Raw genomic sequence first — 23,295 nt, 5'->3', positions numbered from 1 at the left:
GCGTGTTTTATCTGCGAATCAGGCCACAAAACGTGTACGGTTGATGAGATTTTCAGCGGTCAGCACGCTGCCTCTTGACTCTGCGGGGGCTTTTGCATAAGTTGTTCACCGCACACCGGCATGCACTCAGCATTCCCGCCTCAAAGCCGATATAGCTCAGTTGGTAGAGCAGCGCATTCGTAATGCGAAGGTCGTAGGTTCGACTCCTATTATCGGCACCATCTAAACATCCTAGAGCATCCGAATAAGTCTAAAAAAACCTTTAAAAACATATAAATGATGTTTTTATTGTCCGTATTCATCCGAATTAGTCCACTAGAATCCAGATATTAATGTGTGTAGGATCGTGTATAACTCTGTTCGATCTGGAAATTCTATACACATGCGCCTTAATGATATGCAAATACGTCGTGCTAAGTCAGACACTAAATCCTATACGCTTGGCGACGGCATGGGCCTATCTCTTTTAATTGAGCCTAACGGTAGCAAGAACTGGCGTTTTCGTTACCGTTTTGCTGGTAAACCAAAGATGATTTCATTTGGTGTTTACCCTACCGTTACGCTAGCTGAAGCTCGTGCAAAACGTGATGAGGCTCGTAAACTAGTTGCTGACGGACAGAATCCAAGCGAGATTCGTAAAGAGCAAAAATTAGCTCAACAAGTTGGTGGAGAAAATACGTTTGAAATTATCGCGACTGAATGGCACCAACTGAAGTCAGCTAGATGGTCACCAGGGTATGCTTTTGACATCATGGAGGCTTTCAGAAAAGATATTTTCCCTTATGTTGGGCATCGGCCTATCGCTGAGATAAAGCCTCTTGAGCTGCTGAATGTTCTTCGTAAGATTGAGGCTCGCGGTGCCTTAGAAAAAATGCGTAAAGTTCGGCAGCGCTGCTCTGAAGTTTTCCGCTATGCTACAGCAACAGGGCGAGCAGAATTCAATCCTGCGGCAGATCTATCTAGTGCTCTTGAGGTGCACCAGTCGAATCACTTTCCGTTCCTTAACGCTGATGAGATACCTGATTTTCTTCGAGCGTTAGAGGGCTATACTGGAAGTAGACTTGTCCAGATTGCGACTAAGCTGCTGATGATTACTGGAGTGAGAACGATAGAGCTCCGTACAGCGTTGTGGCAAGAGTTTGATCTAGATAACGCTCTTTGGGAAATTCCTGCTGAGAGGATGAAAATGCGTAGGTCGCATCTTGTGCCGTTATCGACTCAAGCGTTAGATTTACTCTATGAACTTAAGATCATGACTGGCAACTATCGTTATGTTTTTCCGGGGCGGAATGATCCGAACAAACCTATGAGCGAAGCCAGTATAAATCAGGTCATCAAACGTATTGGTTATGGTGGGAAAGTTACTGGGCATGGTTTTCGACATTCCCTATCTACAATCCTCCATGAAAAAGGATACGATTCAGCTTGGATTGAAATGCAGCTTGCTCATGTAGACAAAAATAATATCAGAGGTACTTATAATCATGCGCAATATATTGATAAGCGTCGGGATATGATGCAGTGGTATTCAAACAGTATTTTAATTAAGGGATGATTATGGACAATCCGCGCAGTGCAATACATGCAATTAAAGGTTATTTTTATCAATTTGATAAAACTATTCTTGAACTATTACAACGTGCCGATGATGATGTCATTTATATTGAGGGTGTCGAAGACATTGACCTGAAAAATGCCAACGATAATACGGCAATACAATGTAAATATTATGAGAGTTCTGAATATAATTCATCTATCATAGCAAAACCAATACGCTTGATGTTAAAAGACTTTGCAGATAGATTTTTTAATAAAAAAGAATGTTATAAATATACATTGTATGGGTATTATTCTGTTGGTCATCACAAACTAACACTTCCATTAACCGTTGATTATCTTAAAGAAAAATTCTTAACATACAATGAGTTTGAAAAAAAAGACAAGGAAAAGATAAAGAAAACTGTTGAAACTCATACTGAGTTAGGCCTTAACGATCAGCACTTATCAACGTTTATTGATTTATTGACTATAGATATTAATGCACCATCATATGATGAGCAGATAAAACGTATTTTTGATATTATCTCAAATATTTTTTCCTGTTCCGAGTTTGAAGCAGAATATTATTATTACAACAACGCAATTTCAATTATAAAGAAATATTCTACTATAAAAGGTGAAGAGAACAGAAAAATAACCCCTATTGATTTTAAAAGACAAATTGATAATAAGAATATTTTATTCGATATCTGGTTCTCAATATTTAAAAAGGATAATCAGTATTGCAGTGGGCTGAGAGAAAAATACTTTCCTTCAGTATTTAACACAAATAACTATGATCGTTTCTTTCTTTTTGAAGATAGTGGATATAAACCAAATGAATTAGTGGAGTTAGTTGGTTTAATTTTCAAAAGGTGGGCTAGTACCAGTATAAGGAAAAGAAAGGAAGATAGGTTTTGCCCATATTTTTACATTCATGGTCTACCTCAAAAAAATTTATTAGAGTTGAAGCTAGCATTAAGGAAAGCAGGTTATCCTCCGATGGATGGATATGATTTTTATGGCGATAGTTTTAATTGTGATTCTATAATGAGAGATATTAATGATATTTCATTTTATAAAATAAGATTTATAAATGACATTAAAGATATTGATGAGATTTTGTCAAGATCAATAAAAAGAAAAGAAATTTATCAATTCTATATCAATGAACCTATATATTCTTATGAAAGTCAGCAAGACAAGGTTATTAAGATACAAGTTAAATCATTAGACATGTGTAAAAGGATATTGAAATGACTGATACTTATTCAAATGATGTTAATGCTGAAGTAATATCTGTTTATCCTAATAATATTAAGATTCTTGTCACTGATCTTAATGATTTTAAAGATGGGAAGAATCTAAAAGTAGGATCATATATAAAGGTGCCATCTGATGATGGGACAATGATGCTGATTGGGATTATTGAAAATTTCTCAATCGAAGCAAAGGATAATGGAGAAAGAAAATACCTTATACAAGCTAACCCCTTGGGGGTGATCAAAAATGGGAAGTTTGAGCGTGGTGGTGATTCAATAGCATTACCGCCCAAAGAGGCTGCTCCTGCAACATATGAGGATATTAGTAATATTTATAAGGATTCAGTTGAAAACAACAAGCATTTTGAATTTTGCTCGCTTTCATATGACAAAAATATAAGAATCCCCTTAGATGGTAATAAATTTTTCAATAAGCATATTGCTATAATTGGATCAACAGGCTCTGGCAAGTCTCATACGGTTTCAAAAGTAATACAAACAGCAATAAATGGAAAGAGTGGGGATTTTAGTTTAAACAATTCTCATATTATTATTTTCGATATCCATTCTGAGTATCGCTCAGCATTTCCTGATGCTAATTTTTTGGATGTTAGTAATCTATGCTTGCCTTATTGGTTACTAAACAGTGAGGAATTAGAGGAGATTTTATTAGATACTGGAGAAAGGGATAATTACAATCAGTCTTCAGTGTTTAGAATGTTGGTGACTGCAAACAAGAGGAAGCACAATCAGTCATTGTCGAAAGTTTTTTATGACAGTCCTGTTTTCTTTGATATAGACGAAGTTGAAAATGCTTTAAAAAACCTCAGAGATGAAACTAAAAACTCAAAAGCAAGTGACAGATATATGATTGTGGGAGAGTCTGGTGCGGCAGATGAAAAGGGCGATAGTTCTACAACCCCAAATTGCGGCTGTAAACTTGATGATAGAGAACGTATTGAAAAGTACTTCGAGAAAAAATTTAACTTCTATAATTCTAAAAACTCGAATGTAACGAAAGGGTTTTACGCGGATGGAACGTTAGATAAATTTATTTCACGATTTTCAGAAAAAATTAATCAAGATAGACTGTCTTTCCTTTTTTCTGAAAAATCCAGAAGCCAACAGTTTGAAGATGTTATCAAAAATTTGTTAGGAGCAAAAGGAAATTCAGGTGGAAATAAAAATGTAACGGTAATAGATCTCAGTGGTATACCTTTTGAGGTTTTAAGTATTACAGTTTCTTTAATATCAAGACTTATTTTTGAATATGGTTATGTATATAAAAAACTGAAAGAATCCAAGGGTGAGAATACTGATTTCCCTATTCTTTTGGTTTATGAAGAGGCACATAAATACGTACCAAATAGCGAACTTGTAAGATATCGATCTTCTAAGAAATCAATCGAACGTATTGCTAAGGAAGGGCGTAAATATGGAGTTACCTTGCTTTTAGCTAGTCAGCGGCCATCCGAAATATCTGAGACTATATTCTCTCAATGCAATAATTTTATTGCCATGAGACTGACTAATCCTGTAGATCAAAATTATGTTAAGAGACTACTTCCGGATACGCTGGGAGCTATTATTGATACTCTGCCATCACTTAAAGCAGGTGAGGCATTGGTTATAGGTGAGTCGATTGTTCTACCATCGATAGTATCAATTGATCAATGCTCTGAAGATAGACAGCCATCTTCAAATGACATCAGATATTGGGAAGTATGGAAAGAGCAGTGGCGTACCGTAAATTTTTTAAGTGTCAAAGAACACTGGCTTAAATAGTCTTAAAAGGTGGTTAATTTCAGGTCTTCTAAATATTATAATTCGATTTGCCGCTTCCGGGCGGCAATTTCTTGCAGCGCTATATAACTGACCATCTCAGAAATCCATCACGCCGACGAACGCCTTTCACCACTGCATTACTGCTTACCAGCATCGCACAGCGACGCCCCCCAGGCTGCGAGAATTGATACGTAAATGCCCCCGCGCGCAATGCTATCCCCGCCTCGCCTGCCCGCTTTATGGGCCGCTTTTCATGCAGGTGCATGAACGGTTGCAGGGCGCGCCAGTACTGGCCTAACAGGGGGGGATGGCGTGCATGTTGCCGCATGCAAAATCATGCACCTGATGCATGCACGTGCAGTTTGCGACAGGCTAGCCAGGGAAAAGGTGTTTTTGGGGCGGGGGAAAAGCTGAAGCCCCGCAGCAATAGCAATATAGGCATTGCCGCCGGGCGTACAGGGGTCAGTGGCGTGTCTGATTACGGTGATAGCGGTTGTAGCGGTTTAACGTGCGTTTCTCCTGGGGCGTCTGTGTCGCGTGACGTTGCGCCTTGAGCTCGTCCGCGCTCAACGGCTGGCATAAAATCTTGTCCACGCTTTCTATCGTTTTAAACGTGCAAGAGCAGGTCATGTTCTGGCACTGGTAATACACCTCTTTCGTCCGTTCTGATAAATAACGGCTGGTGCGGGTGTGCGACGCATGGGTACAGGCAGGGCAGCGCATCATACGATTAATCCTCCTGTTTACCGGCCAGTTGGGCGCGTTTCGCTTGCAGCTCTTGCGCGTAACGTCGGCGTGCCAGTGGCCCGCTGCGCAAGCGGTCAAGGACGCCCGGTGTTGCCGGTCGTGCCAGCCCGATATCTTTTAACACCGGCGCGCCGTCCAGCAGGGCGGTATCATCCAAGGTCTTGGCGCATTGTGTGATACGCGCCTGGAGCGCCTGCATCAAACGCTGTTCAAGCACCGCCTGCGGTGCCTCCTGATAGGTGTCATAGGCCCGCCGTACCGTTACCCAGGCCTGGACGATCGCCGCGTCAATCGCCTGGATGGCCGTCGCCAGCGCTTCATCGGTAAACGCCTGCAATGCCGTCTGGTGGGCTTTCTCCAGTGCCAGGCCGCTATTAACGCAATCCAGGTGCAACCCCATTTTATCAAGCGTTATTTCTTCAATTAGGCCGTCAAACTCCCTGGCCAGCTCCCGCTTGGAAATCCGCTCATGGTGCTGGGCCTGGAGTGCCGGGGTCATTTCGCCGCGCAGTTGACGGAACAGGGTGCGCCACTGGCCTTCGGCCTGGCGGCTCTCGCTTTCCGTTTCCGCCTTTTGCTGTTTGTAGCGGGTCAGGGCGTGCTCGATATCGGTCAACGCGGCGGCGTTCTTGCTGTGGGTGTGACGCGCTTCGTGCAGGGCGTTCACGACGGCGGTCATCTGCGGGGAAAGGGCGGTGCTCATGGGCATGTCTCCGGTCTGTGTCAGGTCAAGGTGGCCCCATTCTGCCGATGCCCATACAACAGCGCCATGAGCGCCCGTTGGACTGGCTGCAGGACAACAGGCCTGAAGAGAGACTAAAACACCATCAGCGAGATGTTAGTTTTATATAAAACTGTTCACTACTGTTCACCCTAATAAAAAAGGTAATAGAATCAATAAATAAAAGGGTGAACAGTTTTTCCTGAACTGTTCACTACTGTTCACCACTGTTCACCTTGCCCAAAAATGCCCCTCTCCCTGGCTAGCCTTTTTTAAGTGTTTTTACCTGTTAATTCATTGCTTTTTAATCTATTTATCCGATGAATAAAACACGATAAAGGGTGATGAGCCGTGGCTTGATGTAACCTGTCATATTTTGTTGTTTTTATGAGCAATAACGCTATCGGCCACACAACAAGAGGGTGTTGCCTGTCCCGCCAATATTCACATAATACGGCGCTACTTGAGTCCACACAGCCCCGGCACCACCCTGCCGGATACCATGAGGTAGCCCGATATGCTCGCCGTTTCCACCGCGTCCCATACCACCCCGACCGCGCCGGTTAGCGACACGCGCCGCGAACGTTTTATCCGCCTGCCGGAAGTGCTTTACACCACCGGCTTGTCCCGCTCCAGCGTCTACGAGATGATTAGCCGCAAACAGTTCCCGGCCCAGATTTCCCTCGGCGGCAAGAACGTGGCCTGGCTGGCCTCCGAAGTCGAGCAGTGGATGGACGAGCGCATCGCCAACCGTTACACGGAGGTGCCGGCATGATGCAGCTTACCTTCGGCCAGCACAGCTTTACCCTTGATGCGCAAGATGCGCTGTTTGTGGCGGAGGCCATCCTGATGCAGCGTAAACAGCCGGATATTGACCTGCCGGAGCACCGCAGCGCCCAGCACGGGGTGATCCGCCTGCGCGGCAACCGCGGCGGGTTGAGCCGTTTCCGCGCCCGTGCCCCGGTGCCGCTCAGCAGCACCACGCACCCGGCCGAGCAGTGCGACCAGACCGACTGCTGATCACAATGCGATCGATTGAACGTCCGACGGCGTTTTGCGGCTTGCCCCGACGGCAAGCCCTGCGCTATAGTCCATCCGCTGTCGCAAAATCGGCAGCCGGGCGTAGGAACCCGAGCTTAATCTTGGCGACAATCAAACACGCGCCTCGCGTGTTTTTTTATGTCGTAGCCTTAGTGCACTCATTTTTTGCGCAGTGGTTTCTATGCTACTGTGGCTATCAAACAATGGTGGCTCAGGCGGGGCAGCCTTCGGGCTGGCCGGTTTCCAAGGTTGCCGGTATTCCTACCCCCGTCTGGGCTACCACCCATAAGTGTAGGAACTTCGGTGGTAGCAATAATCAGCTAACCTTGGAGGCTGCCACCATGGCGACGACCCTCACCCCGTTGCACCCACAATTCTGCTTTCTGTTTGCGGCCGTGCGCCGTACCGCCCTGACCGCCGCGCCGTGCATGCTGCGTACCGTGGCCGACTGCGAGCGTAACGCCCGCCGCCAATTGGTACGCGACTATATCCTGACCTTCGCAGGCCGTTTGCCGGTTCAGGGGGTGGTATGAATACCCTGGCCGCGCGTTTCCATCACGATGTGCATTATCCCATTCCCCACGCCGATTTCCTGCGCCTGCAACACGCGCATTCGGTCGGCGTGCTGTTCCTTGACCTGCTCGACCAGATGAACTGCACCGGCCAGAAGCCGGATGCGTTCCAGCAGAACGCGCTCGCCTCCGTGGTGGCGGTACTGACTGACCACCTCGGCCAGGTGGTCAACACCTGCGAATCCCATATCAACACCTGCATGGAGGCTTCCGCCGCATGACCGCTTCACATTCCTGTTTACCGATTGATGTCCGTACCGCCGTTTTCCGTCGCGCCGTGGCGCAAGCCTACCTGGATACCTGTGCGTTTTACGGGGTGCGCCTGGGTTACACGCTGGACGAGTTGCAGATGGCGATTGCGCTGAACCTGGAAGGCCACTTTGTGCGCCAGCACGGGCAGGAAGACGGCCTGGACATGGCCTGTACGCTGCTTAGCGATATGGTGCAGCCGGATATCCTGGTGGCGCCGCCGCGCCTGACGCGACTCGGGCAACAGATGATGGATGAGCTGTGCTGTGGGCAGATGGCCGCCGCCAGCCATGCCACCGTGCATTGAAGGGAGAACGGCGATGACACCACAACACCTTGTTTCGCATACCGCCCGTGCCGCCACCGGTCACTGGCCGGTATTGCTGCCGGCGCTCGGCATTCCCCTGGCGGTGAACGGCAAGCCGCAGCCGTGCCCGGTGTGCGGCGGCAAAGACCGTTTCCGCTTTGATAACCGGGACGGTCGCGGCACCTGGATTTGCAACCAGTGCGGGGCCGGTGACGGCCTGAACCTGGTGGAAAAAGCCTTGTCGCTGTCGGCGAAAGCGGCGGCGGCGCGGGTGGCCGACCTGCTGGGCGAGGCCTCCGACCGCCCGTTATTAGCCCCAGTACCGGCGCAGCAGGACAAGGCCCAGGCGCAACAGCAGGCCGCCCGCCAGGCTCAGACCCTGGTCGCGGCTGCCCAGGCGCAGGCCGGTAATGCCTACCTGACGGCCAAGGGCTGGCCGGACGGCGAGACGCTGACCCTACAGGGCGCGCCGCTGCGCGTCGGCGGTATCACCTATCAGCCGGGCGACCTGCTGGTGCCGCTGGTCAACTGCGCGGGAGATATCGTCAACGTGCAACTGATTAATGCCGCCGGGGACAAACGCACCCTGGCCGGGGGCCAGGTCAAGGCGGCCTGTCACTGGCTGGCGGGCCGGGATAATACCGTTATCTGGCTGACCGAAGGCTATGCCACCGGGCTGACCGTGCACCAACTGACCGGCGAGACGGTCTGCGTGGCGCTCAGCGCCAACAACCTGGCCGCCGTGGCGCAGGCGCTGCGCGAACGCTACCCAGACGCGCGACTGTTGCTGGCCGCCGACAACGACGAGAACGGCACCGGCCAGACCCGCGCCGCCGAGGCGGCCGACACGGTCACCGGTCAACCGGCTTTGCCGTCGGTGCCGGGCGACTGGAACGACGTGTACCAGCAGCAGGGCGCGATGGCGACGCAGGCGCAGTTGCTGGCGTTCAGCCAACCGGCCGCCGCCAGCCCGTTTGATGCGCTCAGCGATGCCGACCTGAAAGCCATGAGCGCCAGCGAAAAGGCCGAACTGTTGGCCGCACACTACGGCAATACGCTGGCCGTGCCGCCGCTTGGCGAAGAGATTTGCCGCTACGAGCACGGGGCGTGGCAGGTGTTGCCGCACCGCCAACTGTGCCGGGAAATCGCCGCGTTGTTCCAGCAGGTGCGCGCGCCGTTCTCGGCGGCGGGCATCAACGGCATTCTGGACACCCTCAAGCTGATGGTGCCGCAGATGGGCGAACCGGCCCGCCGCCTTATCGGCTTTCGTAACGGGGTGTTTGATACCGTCACCGGGCGGTTTTGCGGCCACCGCCAGGAGAACTGGCTGCGCACCGTCAACAGCGTGGACTATACCGCGCCCAAGGCCGGGGAGAACCTGGCCGAGCATGCGCCGCACTTCTGGCGCTGGCTGACGCGGGCCGCCGGACAGCAGGCCGAAAAGCAGGAGCGTATCCTCGCGGCGTTATTCATGGTGTTGGCCAACCGCTACGACTGGCAACTGTTCCTGGAAGTGACCGGCCCCGGCGGCAGCGGCAAGAGCGTGATGGCCGCCATCGCCAGCCTGCTGGCCGGGCAGGACAATACCACCTCGGCCACCATCGACACCCTGGAGTCGGCGCGCGAGCGCGCTTCCGTGGTCGGTTTCTCGCTGATTATCCTGCCCGATCAGGAGAAATGGAGCGGCGACGGCGCGGGCATCAAGGCCATTACCGGCGGCGATGCGGTGGCTATCGACCCGAAATACCGGGATGCGTATTCCACGCACATTCCGGCGGTCATTTTGGCGGTCATTTTGGCGGTCAACAACAACCCGATGCGCTTTAGCGACCGCAGCGGCGGCGTGTCCCGTCGCCGGGTGATCATCACCTTCCCGGATGCGATACCGGCCAACGAGCGCGATCCGCAACTGCTGACAAAAATTCGCGGTGAACTGGCGGTGATCGTGCGCCACCTGATGCAGCGCTTTGCCGACCCGAACGCGGCGCGCGCATTGCTCCAGGCGCAGCAGAACTCGGCGGAGGCGCTGACGGTCAAGCGGCATGCCGATCCGCTGGTCGATTTTTGCGGCTATCTCGCAGCGCTCAGTACGCCGGCCGGTCTGCACATGGGAAACGCCAATATTCGCCCGGCCAACCCACGTCGCTACCTGTACCACGCCTACCTGTCGTTTATGGAGGCGCGTGGGCACCAACACCCGATGAGCCTGACGGCGTTTGGCCTGGCGGTGCCGAACACGCTGCGTGAGTATGAAATCGCGCTGTTGAAGCGCAAGACCAAACAGGGGATGCAAACCAACCTGGTGTTGCGTGACGAGAGCGACGCCGACTGGCTGCCGAAGTGCGATACGGACTGATACACGCGAGCGGCACGATCGGTGCCGCCGATCAATGGGGCGTTATTGATCTACAGAACCCATTGGACGCAATAACACGGGGCAGCCTATAGTCGGATGGAACACCGCGCCGCCGCCCAGCACCAGGGAACCTCAACGGCCGCACCCACATGCACCGCCTATAATATGTCCTCACCCCACCGGCTCCGGCCGGTTTTTTTGTGTCTGCCTTCCCGCTCTATCCGCCTTATTTTGCGCGTGCGCGTGTCCACTTGCGTGAGCCGTCGGTGCCAACGTGACCGGTGTTCACCCTGGAGTGACGAGTTGTGAACAGTCAGTGGGGTAACTAGTCACCATTTAATATAATGATTTAAAAGGAATAAATTGTAAGAGTGAACAGGGTGAACAGTTTTTCGGTAAATCTTTTTTGATGGGGGGATTTGGCGTGGTGATCGTCAGGCCGGGTTGCTACCCAATGCCCGGTGTCTGCGTCCGCGCGTCTATATTGGATAGAGACTGACCGGTGTTCACCCTGGGGTGACGAGTTGTGAACAGTCGGCGGGGTAACTAGTCACCCTTTAATATAATGATTTAAAAGGAATAAATGGCAAGGGTGAACAGGGTGAACAGTTTTTCGGTAAATCTTTTTTCTAATGGGGGTGTGCATGATAACTGTGATTGAACACTTAAGCCGTATGAGAGGGCGCTAGATCCATTGTGTATAGCTATATGTATAGGTTGGTTTTCCGAATTGATATAAAATCCTTTAAATTCAATCTATTAATTGGTTTTGTTTTGTTCCTATTATCGCACCATCGAATAAAAATCCTTAAAAATAAATTAGTTAGACTTAAAAGTCTGCCTTTTTGTCATCACTGTTGGTGCTCAGGTGAGGCTATTCCAGATGCTTGGTCTTACAGATCTTGGCAGCGCAAACACTGCTACGCTTTCACAACGCATCTGTTGCTCGATAGTAGACTTCTATTGGTTCTGTATATTTTATAAGTATAAAATTGATGTGCTCTTTGATGTGCATTGTAATGTATGTAATTAAACATATTTTTAGGTGTTTTATGGAACGCGCCATAGATTAAAAATATATAAATATCAATTAATTAATAAAAAATCCGCGAAATATTTTATCGATGAACCGGTTGCCGTGCTGTCAAACAACCCCCGAAGAACAGCATATTCATGATGTTTTCTCCGGCGCCACCATGCCTCCATCGCCTTCAAGTGAGTGTTGGCAGCCATCCCTTACTACCTCATCCGAACGGTGTTTGAGCCATTGATGTAGCTCCGGAGGGGCTAAAGGGCGGGAAAAAAAGTAGCCTTGAATGACCGGGCATTGATGGTGCCGCAGCAGGTCGCACTGCTCGGCGGTTTCCACCCCTTCCGCAATAACGTTCAGGCGAAGACTATTTCCCATGCCGATCACGGCAACCACAATAGACTTGAGGCGTTCATCCTCCCGGAGTTGACTGATGAAGCTGCGGTCAATCTTAACTTCGGTGACGGGCAGATGGACGAGGTTGGACAGGCTCGAGTAGCCCGTTCCGAAATCATCTACGGCCAATCCGACGCCCAACGCACGCAATGCGCGGACGATTTGCAGCATGTCGTCGGTCAGCGCCATCGATGCGCTTTCGGTAATCTCCACCGTCAGGCTTTTTCCCTCCAACGAGTATTCCTGCAACAGCGCTGCCACATAGTCTGCCAGCCCTGGGGCACGGAAGCTCAGTGGCGACAGGTTAACGGAAACCACCGGAATGGGGGCGTTTTGCGCTTGCCAGACAGCCATCTGACTGCATGCCTGTCGTAACACCCAGCGTCCCAGCGCTTCGATTTCACCGATCTCTTCGGCCAGCTTGATGAAGCGCTCCGGCGGTATCGTGCCCAGTTCCGGATCGGACCAGCGCGCGAGCGCTTCGACGCCATAAAGTTGTTGGTCGCAGAGGCGTACCTGTGGCTGATAGACCAAATACAATCTGCCTTCGGCGATTGCCCTGTGCAAGGCCGTCCCCAACAGGAAGCGGTCGCGGGCAAGAACATTCAGCTCTGGGCTGAAAAAGTAGTGATTGCCCCTGCCTAACGCCCTGGCTTCATGCATCGCTTTATGAGCATCCTCCAGCAGGGCAGTTCGGTCACGGCTGTCCTGCGGATAGAGGGAAATCCCCACGCTGGCGGTGATATGTACCGGATAGCCCGCGGCGTCAAACGGTTCGCCCAGTTTTTCCTGCAGCAGTTTGATCAGTTGTATCGTGGAATCGACATCCTGATTGGGCACAACAACCACAAAAATGTCAGCCTCGGTGCGGCTGACAAAAGCCAGACTGTCCAGATGCACCTGAAGCCGTGTTGCGATTTTCAGCAGCACCCGATCGCCCACTGCATACCCCAGGCCTTCATTGAGATCCCGGAAACCATCCAGCCCCAGCGAGAGCACGGCGAGGCTGGTCGTCGAACTCTTTACCAGTAATTCGTCGATACACCGTCTGAGGCGCTCCAGGTTCGGTAGTCCAGTCAAACGATCGAAGTGGGTCAGGCGATCCATACGCATCCGATCTACTTCGCGTTCGATCGCTAACATGCACAAGTGGGTGCACGATTCGACGATACGGAAATGATAGGCGCTTGGTTCGTTGGGCGTCCTGGAGTAGAAAGCCAGAGCACCCGCCACCACGTTGTTGCGCAGCTTGATCGGGAACGACCAGCAGGCTCTCAAGCCATGCTGCAGAGCCCGATCGGCGTAGTCTTTCCAGTGTGGATCGTGTTCAATATCGCAGCAAATCGTTGGTAGCCCCCGCGAGACAGCAGAACCACAACTACCAACATTCGGGCCAAGTATTAGCCCTTCTATCTCGTGGAGATAGCCAGTGGGCAAACCATCCGCCGCCCACAGTCTCAATCTGCGCTCATCATCGACGCGTATAATCGAGACGAGGATGTCCGGTACAATCTCGCGCAATCTCCGGCAAAGAAACTTCCCCTGCTCGGAAAATGACAAATCGCTGGCCATTGATTGCAGGACGTCGCGTTCCAGATCGCGCAGGCGCCTTGATTCCGTAATGTCGTGCACTACGTCGAGTGAGTAACCCCGGAATGGGCCATCGGTGTCGTCGATGGGGGAACTGAAAATGCGGATCCAAAGAGAGCGCCCGTTTTTAGTGCGTGCTTTTGCCTCATGCAGGATAGGTTCTTGTCCCCATGGAAAAGCCTGATGGTTTGCAAATTCCTCTGGCGTCAGTTCCTCGGCGGAGAACAGGTTGGCCGGCTCGTTCCCAATCATCTCTCCAACCTCGTAGCCGAACAGCTTAGCAAAGGCACGATTGACCTGGGTTATGCATCTGTCTGCATTCAGTATCGCCATAGGCTGATGTGCCGAATGGAAGACCTTGAATTGCAGCAGTAGTTGTTGAGCTTGATCGACCTCTTCGGTGATGTCTCTTGCGAGTGCCAGATAGTGCGGACGCAAACCAATATTGAGCCTTAGCAGGGTAAAACTGGCCCACAGTGGCTGACCATCTTTGCGTCGAAGTTGCAGACGCTGGCTTTTGCCAACAACGGTTGGCGCCACGCCCTCGCGGTTCTGGCGAATGTTGTCGCCATGATCGGCACGTATCTCCGGCGGTACCAGCCGTTCTACTGACTGCCCCAGCACCTCCTCGCGCGAAAAGCCCCACAATTTCTCAGCACCCTGGTTGAAAAAACGGATACGGTCGTTATCGTCGATCAGCACGCACGCAAAAAATGCCTGCTCCAGTGCCGCTATCAAGGCCTCCCCGATACCAAGCGTGATCATCTTCATTTCCGCCTCCCGCTATGGTGACAGATCTTGTCCTTCGCTGTTTAGTCATCCCAGGCGAGTGCTCGCCGAAAGATTATTAGTTCAAAAAAAGAGCATGTGATACGACTTGTGGTATCGGAGGTCTGCTGTTTATCTTTTAGCCGGGAATTAAAACAACTCTTGCGCATCTTTTTATCTGTGCCCAAAACAGATATAGCATAGCACGCAGTGACACAAGCGGGTGGGGAGGCGGTGGATGGTCAGATCTTGATGCCATTCCGCCAATTGCCCTTTAAGCCGGGCATTTTCGGCGGTAAGTTCACTTTAGTGCCCGGAAGTCGTGCCTTTGCTGGTGTTGTTTACTGAAGTGTTCAACTAAATCTGTCTTTCAGGTTTGTGTCTGGATGAGTAACGGCAGTATTGCATCTAATACAGGCCGGGTGGTGAAGCAGTGTTAGCCCATGGGGAATTTGTAAATCCTAAGCCGCTTACGGCGGGGAGCCCGTCAAATACCTCCGTTGATACTTATCAATGGGAGTATCACAAACCGCGATCAAACCGTGAGCCTGTTCAGAACTTGTTTCTGAACGGGCGAGGGTTGGGCAAGCCCGCAGGGCGAGTCAGCCAGTCACAAGGTATACCTGAAATGGATGCTCAACGTGGCCGCCGGTGTGGACAGTCATGCGCTCGCGGCGACGCCGCGGCGCAAATTGACCGCTTGTTGCTATTAATGTGCTGATTATTGATATTTCCATTCTATCCGTAGTGTTAATTTTTCGTCACGCTAAACATTGAAGGAACCTTTCCGATACGCCTTCAAAGGAACCAGTGACTTATGCAATTAACTGAAAAGGATCAGGCATACCTTGCCGGCACGGCCGGGCCTGGCGTGCAAAAGTGCATGCAGGTACTCGTCAACTTCTCGAGAGCCTTTGGCGCGCCCAAGCTGGTTAACATTGCCAGTGCGCACGTTATTCCCAATATTCCCTTGGGGCTGCTGGAAACGCTGACTGAGGGGGTTGAAATGCTGCCCGTCATGACAACCTTGCATCCTCATATGTCCGCACTTTGCCCCAGCGCCTGGCCGTTGATGGGCATCGATACGCAGTATGCGCAGGCGAAACTCCCCGACGTTGAACGCCGTAAGACTTTGTTCGCGGAGAAAGGATTTAACCAAACCTACACCTGCTACCCGGCGATGGTGGGCAGCCTGCCGAAAAAAGGGGACTACGTCTCCTGGATCGGTTCCGGGGGGCAGGTGTTGGTGAATTCGACGATCGGAGCGCGCTGTAATCGAGATGGGGCGCTACTCACGCTGGCGGCGGCTATCACGGGGCGTTCGCCTTATTATGGATTGTTCCTAGACAGCAATCGGCTGGCGGAAGTATTGGTCACGTTTGACGGACTTGATGTGAATCGGCTCTCAAAAACGGAGCTTAGCGCGATAGGTTATTACCTGGGGGCGCAGGCCAAGTCGCACAATATCGTGATCGACGGCATCGACCGTGAGCTCGGCATGGACTATCTGAAGCAGATCATGATCCCGCTGACGGTCACGGGTGCGGTGGGGGTTTGCCATGTTCTCGGGGTCACGCCGGAAGCCGACACGTTGAAAGACGCGCTTGGCGGGCGCCATCCGGTGAAAAAAATCTCGGTCGACCGCGAGATCCTGCGCCGCTCGCTGGCGCTGTATACGCCGAATAGCGGGGCGGGCGTTCCTTTGCTGTCGCCACAGGCCGGCGTGACGGCGAAGCGGGACGTTGCTCCGACCGATATGGTGGTGCTGGGGTGCCCCCACCTAAGCATTCAGGAGATTCGTTTACTCGCCGGTTTGCTGGTGGGGCAACATATTCCGAATCATAAGCATTTATGGATTGGACTGGCGCATCAGCAATACCAGCTTGCCAAGGAAATGGGCTACGTGGCGACCATTGAACGAGCAGGAGGCGTCATGGTCAGCGCCTGTATGTCTACCATTCCCGACTCTCCCATACCGGCGCGAGTTAATTCCTTAATGACGTCTTCGATGAAGGCTGCTCACTATATCTCTCAATTAAACCAGAAACGCCTCTCCGTGGGCGTCGCGGACATCGAATGCTGCATTCGGTCATTGCTCAATTCAACCGCTCGCACACCGCAGGTGACTACATGAAACTACAGGCCAGATCGCTGAATCCAGGGTACGTGACCGCAGAGGCGTTTCTCGTGGAACAGGCATTTTCGTTTATCGGCGACTTCGATCCTCAAACCGGGGCGCTGCTTATCCCGCATCACCCGCGCTATGGCGAGTCACTGGCGGGAAAAGCGCTGGTGTGCCCAGGCGGCAAAGGGGGAACTATGGCACCGTTTTTAATTTACGAGGCATTTCAACGGGGTAACGCGCCAGCGGCGATTATTTGCAATCGAGCAGATCCGATTCTTTTTGAGTCGGCGATGGCAATAAACATCCCCATTTTTGACAGCTTCGATGGGGACGTATTGGCGCTGTTCAAAAACGGTCAACTGGTGGCGATTAACGGTGAGGATATTGCCATTAATGTATATTAGATAATAGATAAATAAAGCACCGGTTGAACAAGAGGCTGGTGTTTTTATATTCTCAATCGAATTCAGCCTGCATTTTCAGCCAGAACTTTTCCTAGCAGCGATTATAAAACTGCTTTTTCAGCGGTGAAATGGCGTATCCGCCATCGTGCACCACATCATAACTGACCCAGCACTCACGACAAACATCATCCGACTGGAATGTATCGGATTCCATTCTATATAAAATCTGAACATCATTATTAAACACGTAAAGGATTTCGCGTTCTTCTATCATGTATTCCCCTTCAGGGAATCGCTCGAGGGTTTCCGTTTTATTGACCGTTTTTACCGGTGACGGCAGCGCATGGATAGCACAGATGTAGGTGTAGAGTCGATGCATGGCAATCTGCCCCCAAACGTGCCACCGGCGGAAATACTTCACGCAAGATTAAAGCAAATGCTTGTCGATGAAAAGGCGAAAGAGGGGCGAACGGCGTACAGCCTTTCCCGTCCTGCACCAGCTTGGCGGACTTTGGCAATTAACTGACGTATTTCTTATATTCTATGATTTAGGTTCATTGCTACTATTTTTATCCCGAAAACATCATGGAACCATGTTAATGATGAGCAATGAGTTGGCTGATTGTATTTTTGATCCACGTGGAAAGAACCGCTTTTACGAATTACAGTTGGCGCCTCGCCCCAGCCTGCAGGCATTAAGGGATGGCAAAGTCCTGTTTTTTGACAATACCAAATTGGATTTCTGTCATTACCGCGAAATATTCACCCGTCTTGAGACGGTATTGAATGAACACGGCATTCATCGCATCGAACATGTTCGTCAGTCCGTGCGTGGCACCATGACGGAACAGATCCGCGAACTGGCTGACAAATTGGCGCGAAAAGAGGTTCAGGCCGCAGTGGTGGCGTTGGCTGACATGGGAACCTCAGTGATGACCACCATCCTCGCCATTGAGCTGGAAAAAAGGGGGATCTCCACGTTATTGATCGCCTCGCCGCCCGGGGACAATCTGGCCGAGCACGTGGCGCATTACCGGGCGGGGCAACTGTGTATTTGCCGCCTCGACATCTATCAGGCGAGCACCGCCAGCGATATCCGCCGGCAGGTTGATGCCCAGCGCGCTTACGTGTTGGAAGCGCTCACTTGCACCGGCAATACGCAGGCCGCCGCTGCGCTTCATCCGAAAATGGATCTTGACCGAAGCCCTTCCGGGACAGAAATGATGCCTTACCACGACCTGGACACGCTGATGGCAGAATATGAACGCCAGTCTATCGGTGATGGTTTGCCGGTGATCCCGCCGACGCCGGCGCGTTTTGCCGCTATGCAGGCATACTGCCCTGAGCCGTTGAATACCGTACTGATCCCGGAGGCTGGCCCCTCGGGGAAAGACATTCGAGTGCGGGATGTGGTCATCAATAGCATCCTGGCCGGCTGCAAACCCGCATTTTTGCCCATTGTGATGGCGACGATCCGCGCCATGGCCGATCCCGCGTTCAACTTCCAGCAATCGATTACCACCTCATACAACGGCGGCAACCTGGTTTTGGTCAGCGGCCCGATCGCCGATGAACTGGGGATCAGTTCTGGTCAGGGCTGCATGGGGCCAGGATTTCGCGCCAACGCCACCATTGGCCGGGCCGTTAACCTGACGATCCTCAACGTGTGCCGTGCCTACCCGGGCAAGGCGGATCTGGGCTGCCTCGGCTCGCCGGTTGAATTTACTTACTGTTTTGCCGAAAGCCAGAGCCACAGTCCGTGGCCGACGTTGAACGAAGAGCGATTCGGGGCAGAGACCACCAGTGTGTATCTGATGAAGGCGGAACCGCCGACCGACGTGGTCGATTTTCTGAGCCAAACGGCGGACAGCCTGCTTGGCGTGATTGTCGATAGCGCCACCCACCTGGGGCGCATGAATGCGTACATCCCAGGGCGAATTTTGATCGTCCTGACGCCCGATCACGCCCAAATACTGCATAACGCAGGCTGGAGTAAGTGCGCACTGCGGGAATATTTGCATGCACATATCCATAATCCGCTTGACGCCGTGCAGGGCAGGGGCCTGGTTCCCGTGAGGCCGGCACAATTTGCCGACCACGATCCCATGCCGGCGACGCGCAACGCCCATGATATCGATCTGGTTGTCGCTGGGGGGCGAGGCGGGCACTCCGCCATTTTGGCGAGTTGGGGACTCTACTGCGATGCGGTGCTTACGCCGCTGACGGTACCCGGTGGGCAACTCGCGCGCACCATTGAAGACTTCCAGGCCACGCCATCAACCTCAAGGAATCACTAAGCATGCCGAACATTATAGATATACGCGCTCGTGAAGTGTTTGACTCTCGGGCAGACATTACGCTGGAGGTCGAAGTCGTGCTGGACAGCGGCAAACGCGGCCGCAGCATCATCCCTACGGGCTGCTCCAAAGGCAAATATGAGGCGATCGAAGTACGTGACAACGATCCCCGGCGCTTTAACGGCCAAGGTGTCCTGCGGGCGATAGACATCGTGCATACCCTGATTAAACCGCAGTTATGCGGCATGTCCCCTTATGAGCAAGAAGAGATTGACTGCATGTTGATCTCGCTGGATGGTACCGCCAACAAAAGCCGATTGGGGGCCAATGCGATCCTGGGCGTGTCGCTGGCAGTGGCGAACGCGGCGGCAGTGCACAGCAACCTGTCGCTGTGTGACTATGTCAGCCGTGGCCGAGAAAAGTCTATGCCGCAGCCCATTTTTTCCATGTTATCCGGCGGCATGCATGGTGACGGCAACTGCGATTTTCAGGATTACCAAGTGATCGCACTAAAGGCACCCCATCTCGAAGCGGCGTTGCAAGTCGGCAAGAACGTGCACATGGCTTTGAAGTCCATACTGACGGCACGCGGGATCAGCATTGGTGTTTCCGGTACGGGAGGGTATCTGCCGCCGCTGAGCTCCAATGAACAAGGGTTGGCGCTGCTAATGGAAGCCATTGACAAAGCGGGCTATGAAGCGGGTGTAGATGTTGGGTTGAGCATGGATATTGCGGCCGAGATGTTCTTTAACGACGGTCGGTATCACCTTGCGGCAGAAGGCAGAATGCTCACGACCGCAGCCTTTATTGACTACCTGGCATCGCTCTGCGAACGCTACCCGATCATGCTGATAGAAGATCCGTTGGGAGAGGACGACTTCGAGGGCTGGATCGCGCTGACACAGCGGCTGGGCGGCAAAATAGAGCTGGTGGGTGACGATCTGTTCACGACCAATTTGGCACGTTTTGAACAGGGTATCGCCATGAAGATGGCCAACTCCATTTTGGTGAAACCGAATCAGGTCGGCACGTTGAGTGAAACCGTGCGCCTGGTGGCCTCGGCCAAAGAGGCCGGATACGGCATTGTGTTCTCACGGCGTTCCGGTGAAACCGAAGACACCAGCATCGCCGATTTGGCGGTAGCGCTGAATGGTACTAAGGTGAAATTCGGCTCCCTGGCGCGTACCGAGGCGATGGCCAAATACAACCAGCTGTTGCGATTGCAGGACGCTATCGCCAATGCGCAGACCGTCTGATTTCTCCCGTAATTCATATAACTTCCCCCGTCATCGGGGAAAGGCTTATTCTCGAGAACCATACCATGAAGCCGATGTCTCTCTTTGTTCAGGGCAATAAAGATGCCATGCCCCTGTTGCTTGGCTTACTGCCTTTCGCCGTGCTTACCGGTGTCAGCGCCATTCAGGCGGGAATGACACCTTGGGTTGCCCAGCTGTCGTCTTTATTGCTGATGTCAGGAGCTTCGCAAATTGCCGCGGCAACGCTGATGACGGCAGGCGCCGCGCCTTTCGTGGTGATCGCTACGCACATTGCGATCAATTTTCGCTATGCCATCTACAGCGCCGGGCTGTCTCAGCTGAAGCTCTATTTCACTCCACTGACCAAGCTCGCGGCAGCACAAATGTTGATCGATCAAACTTACGCACTGACGTTTTTGCACTGCCAGACCCAACCACTGAGGGCGAAAGAAAAAACGCTGTATTACTTTGGCACGGCGCTGCCGATGTGGCTGGTGTGGCAATTGGGGACGGCAGTGGGGATCCTTGCCGGCCCGCTGATTCCTGCCGATTGGCATTTGGAGTTCGCCATTACCCTGTGCTTTATCTCCCTGCTGGTACCTATGCTGAAAAACGGTCCGATTGTGGTAGCGGCCACGGTCGCCGGGGTGGTTTCAGCCTTTACCTGCGGGTGGCCCTATAACCTGGGGTTCTTATTTTCGATGACCGTGGGCGTATTGGCCGGCGGCTTCTATCATAAGACCCGATGGTCTCAACGCAACGGAGAGTTGTCATGAGCGAGACGACGATTTTATGGGTATTGGTCATCAGTACTCTGGGTACGTTTTTATTGCGCTACTCCTTTCTGTGGCTCAATGACCGCTTACCGTTTTCCGAGCGGGTGGCCGAATGGCTGAAGCTGATCCCGGCTACGGCCATCGTGTCTCTGATCGTGCCTGCCCTGATAGCTTCGCCCTCGGTGTTGACGGCCGAAGGCGCACCGAAACTGTGCGCGGCTATCGTGGCGACGCTGGTGATGTGGAAAATGCGCAACGCCACCTTGATGCTGGTGCTCGGTATGGCGACGTTTTGGCTGATCCGCATGCTCGGCTGACAACGATCAGCGCACGCCAGGCTTATGCAATTGGTCGCGGTATTTTTTCGGCGTGATGTCCCGGTGGTGTTTGAAAAAAGAGATGAAGGCACTGGTGGTGGAGAAATCGAGATAGTGAGCAATCTCGGTGATCGACTTATCGGTGGTCAGCAGGTTCAGGGCCAACTTCAAACGAACCTGCTGGCGCCACTGCTGATAACACATGCCGGTTCCCTGAACGAACAACCGATGAATGGTGCGCTCGGATGCGCCGCAATGGGACGCCAGCTCATTCAATCGGGGCACCATCTCGCCTTTCAGATGGTAACATTTCAGGTAATTATGCACTCGGGAATCGTACGGTAAGGCAGGTAAAGAGAGATAATGGGCGGCGGCCTGGATTTTTTCGATGAGCAGGGATTGCAGATGGAACTCGGTTCCCGCCATCCAGTCGGTGTGGAAAGGGGAGCGGCACATGGTCTCGATAACTTCTCCCAGCAGTGGGGAGATGGTAAAGACTTCGACGTTTTTTGACAGCGACGCGAAGCGTTTTTGATCGAGGTAAACGGCGCGAAAATCGACATTGTCGCGGAGGATCACATTGTGGGGAACGCCGCCGGGGATCCAGAGCAACTGCCGCGGCAGCACAGAACAAATGCGATCGTCCAACATGACGTTAGCGGCGCCCGATTTGACATAGACCAGTTGGCCTTTAGCATGGGAATGCATTCTCGAGCGTAACGAGTGTTCTTTCTCATGCGAGAAAGAGGCGTAAATCGACACGATAGGCGTATCAATGGCGTCGGGGTCAAAATGTTCATTAAGCAGATCTGAATTGACGAAAATGGATTCAGTGATTTCTGGCATTAGCGTCATGACTCATAAAATGTGTGGTTCACGAATTTAGATAATAAGTGACAGGAACGGCGGCGAATGTAATGGCCTGCATAGCTGGATGTTATCGCAAAAAAGCTGTGGGACTACCCTTTCTGTGCATAGTGCAGGCTGGTGACAGAGCCTGTCTGTAATTCTGTGTAACTGCCAGCGCATTAAAGGTGAACGTTCAAGCGCTCACCGAACTCGATAATAAAACGGTTCATCGCCAGCCGCCAGTTCTGGATCGGCATACTCCATTTTTTTGAAGCCCCCTTGAGCGCCAGATAAATGACTTTTCGCACTGAGTCGTCTGTCGGGAACACTTTGCGCTTCTTGATGGCTGCTCGGATAACGCTGTTGGATTGAACATATCAAAATCAGGCAATTACACAAATTCATGTCCAGACGCCACCATTTCAACTTCCTCAAGCGTCCGTATTCATCCATAAGTCCTCTGCTTTATAACGATTTTCTTCCTGTTTTAGTTCGTTTTAGTCCATAACCTCCCAGAAGAGTCCGGTACTGAATGTGTTTAGGATTGTGTATATGTTCCTGTTCGGTCTTGGGTTTCTATACACATGTCTTTAAACGATACGCAGATTCGCCGCGTTAAGCTGAAGCTAAACCCTATACGCCTGGAGAGGGGCAAGGTTGTCATTGCTTGCAGAACCTAATGGAAGCAAGAGTTGGTGGTTCCGTTATCGTTTTGCCGGCAAACCCAAAATGATCTCGCTTGGGGGGACCCAACGATCACACTTGCCGCTGCAGCCCGTCTGAGTCGCAACTGTAGGCCTGGCGCAGTAAAAACATCAACAGCAGATATCATCTGAGCGTGAGAACGATATGGTGAGCACTTTGCCAGCCGGGAGGCGTATTTAGCTATATTGACGGTGATTACAATC

General features: G+C 51.8%; 20 protein-coding genes, 1 tRNA gene and 3 pseudogenes. 18 read left to right on the top strand and 6 right to left on the bottom strand.

Annotation, left to right across the window (positions count from 1 at the left end):
• The first annotated feature begins 145 nt into the window (after positions 1 to 145).
• The 4 genes from ABFX35_RS12290 to herA all read left to right on the top strand — a co-directional run bounded on the left by ABFX35_RS12290 (position 146) and on the right by herA (position 4,586).
• Positions 146 to 221, top strand: a tRNA-Thr gene (locus tag ABFX35_RS12290).
• Positions 222 to 382: 161 nt separating this feature from the next.
• Entirely contained in the window at positions 383 to 1,555 is a 1,173-nt protein-coding gene (locus tag ABFX35_RS12285; protein WP_346081340.1) for a tyrosine-type recombinase/integrase, read from the top strand.
• Between the two features lie 2 nt (positions 1,556 to 1,557).
• Entirely contained in the window at positions 1,558 to 2,799 is a 1,242-nt protein-coding gene (locus ABFX35_RS12280) for a DUF4297 family anti-phage-associated protein (RefSeq protein ID WP_346081338.1), read from the top strand.
• Entirely contained in the window at positions 2,796 to 4,586 is a 1,791-nt protein-coding gene (gene herA / locus ABFX35_RS12275; RefSeq protein WP_346081336.1) for an anti-phage-associated helicase HerA, read from the top strand. Before ABFX35_RS12280 ends, herA begins: the two co-directional genes overlap by 4 nt.
• Positions 4,587 to 5,048: 462 nt before the next feature.
• Here the strand turns inward: herA and ABFX35_RS12270 are convergent, their stop codons facing one another.
• Together ABFX35_RS12270 and ABFX35_RS12265 are read right to left on the bottom strand one after the other, a co-directional pair.
• Positions 5,049 to 5,312 carry an ogr/Delta-like zinc finger family protein gene (locus ABFX35_RS12270; protein WP_346081334.1) on the bottom strand — a complete coding sequence of 88 codons (264 nt, stop codon included), beginning with the start codon at positions 5,310 to 5,312 and terminating at the stop codon, positions 5,049 to 5,051.
• Between the two features lie 4 nt (positions 5,313 to 5,316).
• Complete coding sequence (locus ABFX35_RS12265) at positions 5,317 to 6,036, bottom strand: NAD-dependent aldehyde dehydrogenase (RefSeq protein WP_346081332.1); 720 nt, start codon at positions 6,034 to 6,036, stop codon at positions 5,317 to 5,319.
• Between the two features lie 535 nt (positions 6,037 to 6,571).
• Between ABFX35_RS12265 and ABFX35_RS12260 the strand changes: the two genes are divergently transcribed.
• From ABFX35_RS12260 to ABFX35_RS24205, 7 genes and pseudogenes are all read left to right on the top strand, one after another.
• The gene (locus tag ABFX35_RS12260; protein ID WP_346081330.1) at positions 6,572 to 6,829 is read left to right on the top strand and encodes a helix-turn-helix transcriptional regulator; all 258 of its coding nucleotides are present in this window, start codon (positions 6,572 to 6,574) and stop codon (positions 6,827 to 6,829) included.
• Positions 6,826 to 7,074 (top strand): hypothetical protein, encoded by a 249-nt coding sequence (locus ABFX35_RS12255; RefSeq protein WP_346081328.1) that lies wholly within the window; start codon positions 6,826 to 6,828, stop codon positions 7,072 to 7,074. The genes ABFX35_RS12260 and ABFX35_RS12255 overlap by 4 nt, the downstream gene beginning before the upstream one ends.
• A gap of 5 nt (positions 7,075 to 7,079) precedes the next feature.
• A complete protein-coding gene (locus ABFX35_RS12250; RefSeq protein WP_346081326.1) occupies positions 7,080 to 7,628 on the top strand; it encodes a host cell division inhibitor Icd-like protein in 549 nt (182 codons plus the stop codon).
• Positions 7,625 to 7,888 (top strand): hypothetical protein, encoded by a 264-nt coding sequence (locus ABFX35_RS12245; protein WP_346081324.1) that lies wholly within the window; start codon positions 7,625 to 7,627, stop codon positions 7,886 to 7,888. The genes ABFX35_RS12250 and ABFX35_RS12245 overlap by 4 nt, the downstream gene beginning before the upstream one ends.
• Complete coding sequence (locus ABFX35_RS12240) at positions 7,885 to 8,223, top strand: DUF5375 family protein (RefSeq protein WP_346081322.1); 339 nt, start codon at positions 7,885 to 7,887, stop codon at positions 8,221 to 8,223. Before ABFX35_RS12245 ends, ABFX35_RS12240 begins: the two co-directional genes overlap by 4 nt.
• A gap of 13 nt (positions 8,224 to 8,236) precedes the next feature.
• Positions 8,237 to 10,579 carry a primase-helicase zinc-binding domain-containing protein gene (locus ABFX35_RS12235; RefSeq protein ID WP_346081320.1) on the top strand — a complete coding sequence of 781 codons (2,343 nt, stop codon included), beginning with the start codon at positions 8,237 to 8,239 and terminating at the stop codon, positions 10,577 to 10,579.
• 1,045 nt (positions 10,580 to 11,624) lie between these two features.
• Positions 11,625 to 11,732: pseudogene (locus ABFX35_RS24205) on the top strand (hypothetical protein); the annotation flags it as partial.
• A gap of 18 nt (positions 11,733 to 11,750) precedes the next feature.
• Here ABFX35_RS24205 and dosP read toward each other — a convergent pair.
• The gene (gene dosP, locus ABFX35_RS12230) at positions 11,751 to 14,366 is read right to left on the bottom strand and encodes an oxygen-sensing cyclic-di-GMP phosphodiesterase DosP (protein ID WP_346081318.1); all 2,616 of its coding nucleotides are present in this window, start codon (positions 14,364 to 14,366) and stop codon (positions 11,751 to 11,753) included.
• 814 nt (positions 14,367 to 15,180) lie between these two features.
• Between dosP and ABFX35_RS12225 the strand changes: the two genes are divergently transcribed.
• Both ABFX35_RS12225 and ABFX35_RS12220 read left to right on the top strand, forming a co-directional pair.
• Positions 15,181 to 16,497 (top strand): aconitase X, encoded by a 1,317-nt coding sequence (locus ABFX35_RS12225; RefSeq protein ID WP_346081316.1) that lies wholly within the window; start codon positions 15,181 to 15,183, stop codon positions 16,495 to 16,497.
• Positions 16,494 to 16,892, top strand: coding sequence for an aconitase X swivel domain-containing protein (locus ABFX35_RS12220; RefSeq protein ID WP_346081314.1), 399 nt, complete (start codon positions 16,494 to 16,496; stop codon positions 16,890 to 16,892). Before ABFX35_RS12225 ends, ABFX35_RS12220 begins: the two co-directional genes overlap by 4 nt.
• Positions 16,893 to 16,983: 91 nt before the next feature.
• On the opposite strand, the gene ABFX35_RS12215 is transcribed toward ABFX35_RS12220, so the two are convergent.
• Positions 16,984 to 17,271, bottom strand: a complete 288-nt coding sequence (locus ABFX35_RS12215) for a hypothetical protein (protein ID WP_346081312.1) — start codon at positions 17,269 to 17,271, stop codon at positions 16,984 to 16,986.
• Between the two features lie 220 nt (positions 17,272 to 17,491).
• Here ABFX35_RS12215 and ABFX35_RS12210 point away from each other — a divergent pair, with 220 nt between their 5' ends.
• The 4 genes from ABFX35_RS12210 (at position 17,492) to ABFX35_RS12195 (ending at position 21,538) form a co-directional block, all read left to right on the top strand.
• Positions 17,492 to 19,189, top strand: a complete 1,698-nt coding sequence (locus tag ABFX35_RS12210) for a UGSC family (seleno)protein (protein WP_346081310.1) — start codon at positions 17,492 to 17,494, stop codon at positions 19,187 to 19,189.
• Between the two features lie 2 nt (positions 19,190 to 19,191).
• Complete coding sequence (gene eno / locus ABFX35_RS12205) at positions 19,192 to 20,445, top strand: phosphopyruvate hydratase (RefSeq protein WP_279022765.1); 1,254 nt, start codon at positions 19,192 to 19,194, stop codon at positions 20,443 to 20,445.
• Positions 20,446 to 20,519: 74 nt separating this feature from the next.
• Positions 20,520 to 21,221 (top strand): AzlC family ABC transporter permease, encoded by a 702-nt coding sequence (locus ABFX35_RS12200; RefSeq protein ID WP_279022766.1) that lies wholly within the window; start codon positions 20,520 to 20,522, stop codon positions 21,219 to 21,221.
• Complete coding sequence (locus ABFX35_RS12195; protein WP_279022767.1) at positions 21,218 to 21,538, top strand: AzlD domain-containing protein; 321 nt, start codon at positions 21,218 to 21,220, stop codon at positions 21,536 to 21,538. Before ABFX35_RS12200 ends, ABFX35_RS12195 begins: the two co-directional genes overlap by 4 nt.
• A gap of 6 nt (positions 21,539 to 21,544) precedes the next feature.
• On the opposite strand, the gene ABFX35_RS12190 is transcribed toward ABFX35_RS12195, so the two are convergent.
• Both ABFX35_RS12190 and ABFX35_RS12185 read right to left on the bottom strand, forming a co-directional pair.
• Positions 21,545 to 22,384, bottom strand: a complete 840-nt coding sequence (locus ABFX35_RS12190; protein WP_346081308.1) for a helix-turn-helix transcriptional regulator — start codon at positions 22,382 to 22,384, stop codon at positions 21,545 to 21,547.
• Between the two features lie 182 nt (positions 22,385 to 22,566).
• Positions 22,567 to 22,752: pseudogene (locus ABFX35_RS12185) on the bottom strand (IS256 family transposase); the annotation flags it as partial.
• Between the two features lie 219 nt (positions 22,753 to 22,971).
• Here ABFX35_RS12185 and ABFX35_RS24200 point away from each other — a divergent pair.
• Positions 22,972 to 23,160, top strand: a pseudogene (locus ABFX35_RS24200) (Arm DNA-binding domain-containing protein); the annotation flags it as partial.
• Positions 23,161 to 23,295 lie beyond the last annotated feature (135 nt).

The organism is Gibbsiella dentisursi, from assembly GCF_039539505.1.
GTDB lineage: Bacteria > Pseudomonadota > Gammaproteobacteria > Enterobacterales > Enterobacteriaceae > Gibbsiella > Gibbsiella quercinecans.
The sequence above is the reverse complement of the archived record's forward strand: the minus strand, read 5'-3'. Positions and strand labels throughout refer to the sequence as shown.